The organism is Oleiphilus sp. HI0123 (assembly GCF_001635315.1).
This window is the reverse complement of sequence record NZ_LWGE01000060.1, coordinates 1-835: the sequence shown is the minus strand read 5'-3', so window position 1 is coordinate 835 and position 835 is coordinate 1. Positions and strand designations below refer to the sequence as shown.

General features: G+C 43.6%; 2 protein-coding genes. Both read left to right on the top strand.

Annotated elements, in window-relative coordinates; all coding sequences use genetic code 11:
- The coding region (locus A3761_RS28310; protein WP_068749627.1) for a cytochrome c family protein at positions 1-259 on the top strand (259 nt) is incomplete at its 5' end.
- Between the two features lie 62 nt (positions 260-321).
- Positions 322-835, top strand: a 514-nt coding sequence (locus tag A3761_RS00650) for a hypothetical protein (protein WP_068749625.1), incomplete at its 3' end; no start/stop codon positions are given.

Sequence of the window (835 nt, the reverse complement as noted above, 5' to 3'; positions counted from 1 at the left end):
TCACAGTACAGACGCATCCGGAAAAGCAAGTGTTGGTCCCAATCTTAGAGGTAAATACGGACAACCCGCCGCTTCGGCTAGCAATTTTAACTACTCGTCGGGTTTATCTGAGAGCAATCTCACTTGGAACGAAGCCAATCTGGATCGTTTCTTGGAAGACCCCGCCGGAACAGTGCCTGGTACCACTATGGGCTTTGGGGGGATAAAAGACCCCAACGAAAGGAACGCCATCATTGAAGCCCTCCGTGCACTTAAATAGGCAAGAAAAACCATTGGTAGCACCATCCTAACAAACCAGCGTAATGTGGATAGGAAATGAATATGAAAATGTACCCGATTTTAGCGTATCTATGTGCTCTATTGATATCGGACGTAGTGAGTGCAAGTGACATTAATAATGACAGAGACAACGAAGAAATTTATCGAAAACTACTAAAAATCGAATACAACAATCGTGTATTTGCTTATCTTTCAACTCAAATCATCGCAAAAAACCGAGAGGGTTCTCCAATGGGGGAGTTTTATCAAGCGTATTATCGGTTGGAGGTGTTGAACAAAAGCCTCTATGAGAATATGGAAAAGAAACTTAACTTTGAATACCAGCCCAATCTGTTTACTCGTACTCGTGGAAAGTTAACCGGGTATATCTCCTCTGTTCTGCCTGTTACAGCAGGTATGCTTGTATCTATCATTCAACCATACGTGGAAAAGCTTACCGTATTAAATCAAGTTTCCCCAGCAGAGCACAGTAAGTTCTTCAGCTATGTACTTGCGCAAGAAAAAGCTCAGCTTAAAGCCTCACAGGTGGCAGTAGAGAGAGGCTGGTCAGAGGGGG